The organism is Saccharopolyspora sp. (assembly GCF_017434145.1).
Classification (GTDB): Bacteria; Actinomycetota; Actinomycetes; order Mycobacteriales; family Pseudonocardiaceae; genus Saccharopolyspora_C; species Saccharopolyspora_C galaxeae.
The window spans coordinates 1-2,581 of record NZ_JAFRFW010000996.1; the positions used below are offsets into that span (position 1 = coordinate 1).

The 2,581-nt window shown below is 68.4% G+C and carries 3 protein-coding genes; 1 reads left to right on the forward strand and 2 read right to left on the reverse strand.

Annotated elements, in window-relative coordinates; translation table 11 throughout:
- Positions 1–63: 63 nt before the first annotated feature.
- The gene (locus IJH84_RS27075; RefSeq protein WP_295150561.1) at positions 64–1,041 is read right to left on the reverse strand and encodes a class I fructose-bisphosphate aldolase; all 978 of its coding nucleotides are present in this window, start codon (positions 1,039–1,041) and stop codon (positions 64–66) included.
- A gap of 517 nt (positions 1,042–1,558) precedes the next feature.
- On the opposite strand from IJH84_RS27075, the gene IJH84_RS27080 reads away from it, so the two are divergent.
- The gene (locus IJH84_RS27080) at positions 1,559–2,143 is read left to right on the forward strand and encodes a TetR/AcrR family transcriptional regulator (protein WP_200071816.1); all 585 of its coding nucleotides are present in this window, start codon (positions 1,559–1,561) and stop codon (positions 2,141–2,143) included.
- Positions 2,144–2,165: 22 nt separating this feature from the next.
- On the opposite strand, the gene IJH84_RS27085 is transcribed toward IJH84_RS27080, so the two are convergent.
- Complete coding sequence (locus tag IJH84_RS27085; RefSeq protein WP_200071817.1) at positions 2,166–2,507, reverse strand: LytTR family DNA-binding domain-containing protein; 342 nt, start codon at positions 2,505–2,507, stop codon at positions 2,166–2,168.
- Positions 2,508–2,581 lie beyond the last annotated feature (74 nt).

A 2,581-nucleotide genomic window follows, 5' to 3' on the forward strand; every position in this document is an offset into this window, starting at 1 on the left:
CGACCGCGGCACCGACCGCACGGGGCCTCGCCGGTGCGGTCGGTGCTCGTCCTGCTTCCGCGCTCAGCGAGCCGCGGCGTTCGCGACCGCGCGCACCGACAGCGCCCGCTGGGCGGCCTCCCAATTGGCTGGATCGCCGCGCCAGGACTCGAGCGCGGGGCCGACCAGCGCCCGGCCGAACGAGTAGGTGAGTTCCCAGGGCAACGAGCCGCAGTTCTGCATGGCCCCGAGGTGCCTGGTCGCGGTCTCCGGGGTCTGCCCGCCGGACAGGAAGGCGATGCCGGGCACCGTCGGAGGCACCGTCTCGCGCAGGGTCTCCACCGTGGTCCGCGCGGCCTCGTCCACGCCGGGCTGCTCCGGGCAGTCCTTGCCGGCGACCACCATGTTCGGCTTGAGGACCATGCCGTCGAAGTCGACCTGCATGAGGGCGAGCTCGTCGAACAGCGACCGCAGCACCACCCGGGTCACCTGCTGGCACCGGGCCAGCGAGTGGGAGCCGTCCATCAGCACCTCGGGTTCCACGATCGGCACCAGGCCGCCTTCCTGGCAGAGCCCCGCGTACCGCGCCAGCGCGTGCACGTTGGCGCGAACCGCGCGTTCCGAAGGGAGGCCGTCCCCGATGTCGAACACCGCGCGCCACTTGGCGAAGGTCGCCCCGAGGCCCACGTACTCCGCGACCCGTTCGCGCAGCCCGTCGAGTCCTTCGGTGACCTTCTCCCCCGCGGCCCCCGCCAACGGCTTGGCGCCGGTGTCGACCTTGATGCCCGGGTGGATCCCCATGGCCGTCAGCGCCTCGGGGAAAGTGCGCCCGTCGGACAGCCGCTGGCGCAGCGTGTCGTCGGCGAGGATGACCCCGCTGATCGAATCGACCAGATCGGGAGTGGTGACGATCAATTCGCGGTAGACCCGCCGTTTCTCGTCCGCGGCCTCCACCCCGACGCTTTTCAGCCGGGCGGACATGGTTCCGATGCTCTCGTCGGCGGCGAGCACTCCGCGCCGATTGGAAACCAGGGTGTTCGCTACTTCGGCCAAGCTGGACATTTGTCGTTACGCCTCCTAGCGCGCCGTGTTTCAACCGGCTGACCGGTTCGGAATATCGCACCATAAACGATCGGGCGACGGCCGCCGTTGCCGGTGCCGGGTGCTCCCGGTCAGGACCGCGAGATTCGGACGGTCGCCCGCAGTCCGGGCGCGGACCGGGCCGGGCGCCGACGGACCCGAGGCGACCGCTTCCCGCCATGCATCCCTTCCTCTTCCTGCGGTTTCACCGCAGGAAGGACGCATACCGAGTAGCCAGGCTGCACGGATCTGTACGTCCGGTCAACGCATTCCGCACGAAGCGGTGCTCCGGCGCCACGAACGGTCCGGAAAACGCGCCAAGTGGATTCGCGGAGCACTCGCGCGAACCCGCAGCGACGTCGTCCCCGGAATTCGCCGACCGACACCTCGGAACGGCTCCGGAACCCATTGCACGGCCCCAGCGGTACGGGTATTCTGAATCGGCTCGACCAAAAGTTACCGGCTTTTGAATCCGATCAGGGGTGCATCTGTGTCACCGATGGAGCGCACCGAAACCAAGCGGGAACTCATCATCGAGGAAGCCTCCCGGATGATGTACGAGCGTGGCACCGGAGTGGGGGTGGATACGCTCGTCAGCGAGATCGGCGTCGCGAAGATGACGCTCTACAAGCACTTCCCGACCAAGACGGACCTCATCGTCGCGTGCTTGGAGCACATGGACGACTGCCACCGGGCGCGGCTGAGCGGGGACATCGACTGGACCTCGTCGCCCAGGCAGCGACTGCTGTCGGTCTTCGACGCCCTCCGCGTCTGGTTCGCCACGCCGTCGTTCCGCGGGTGCGCCTTCGTCAACGCGACCGTCGAGCTCGCCGACACCGCTCCGCAGGTGCGCAACGCGGTGCGCGAGCACAAGAACGCGATGCGCGCGTGGGTGGTCAAACTCGTCGAGGAGTGCGGGCTGCCGGACAAGCAGTTCGTCGCGAGCCAGCTCGCCCAGCTCATGGAGGGGGCGACCACGACGGCACTGCTCGAGCGGGATCCCGCGGCGGCCGACATCGCGCAGGCCACGGCCCTGCAGGTGCTGGACAAGGCCAAGGAGGCGAAGTCCGCCCGTTCGCTGTGAGAGCATCCCGACGCACCAGCGTTCAGAGCCCCAGCGCTTCGGTGACGAACTTCGCCCGACGACGGGAAACCGGGACGACCCCGCTGTAGTTCTCGACGGTGAGCTCGAGCTCCCCGCCGTCCTTGCGCTCCACTTCGCGCACCCGGCTGAGGTTCACCAGGTAGCTCCGGTGCACTCGCACGAAGCCGCATTCCGCGTACTTGTCATCGATGTTGTCGATCCCGTCGATCGCGCACCGGAAGCGTCCGAGATCGGTCCGGAGCCAGACGGCCCTGCCGATGGCCTCGGCCACGATCACCTCGGCGATGTCGAACAGGACCTGCCGCTCCCCTTTGATCCCGACAACACGTCGCGTCGACCCCATGGGTCCTCCCATAGCACCGTCTCGGAAGCCGTTTCGCCTCGCCTGGCTCCGTCCAGGTAGTACTGGTCTGTCCG

What these genes read in the sequence shown, in the direction of transcription:
- IJH84_RS27085 (WP_200071817.1), bottom strand. Translation starts at nt 2,507, where the DNA reads ATGGGGTCGACGCGACGTGTTGTCGGGATCAAAGGGGAGCGGCAGGTC.
- IJH84_RS27075 (WP_295150561.1), bottom strand. Translation starts at nt 1,041, where the DNA reads ATGTCCAGCTTGGCCGAAGTAGCGAACACCCTGGTTTCCAATCGGCGC.
- IJH84_RS27080 (WP_200071816.1), top strand. Translation starts at nt 1,559, where the DNA reads ATGGAGCGCACCGAAACCAAGCGGGAACTCATCATCGAGGAAGCCTCC.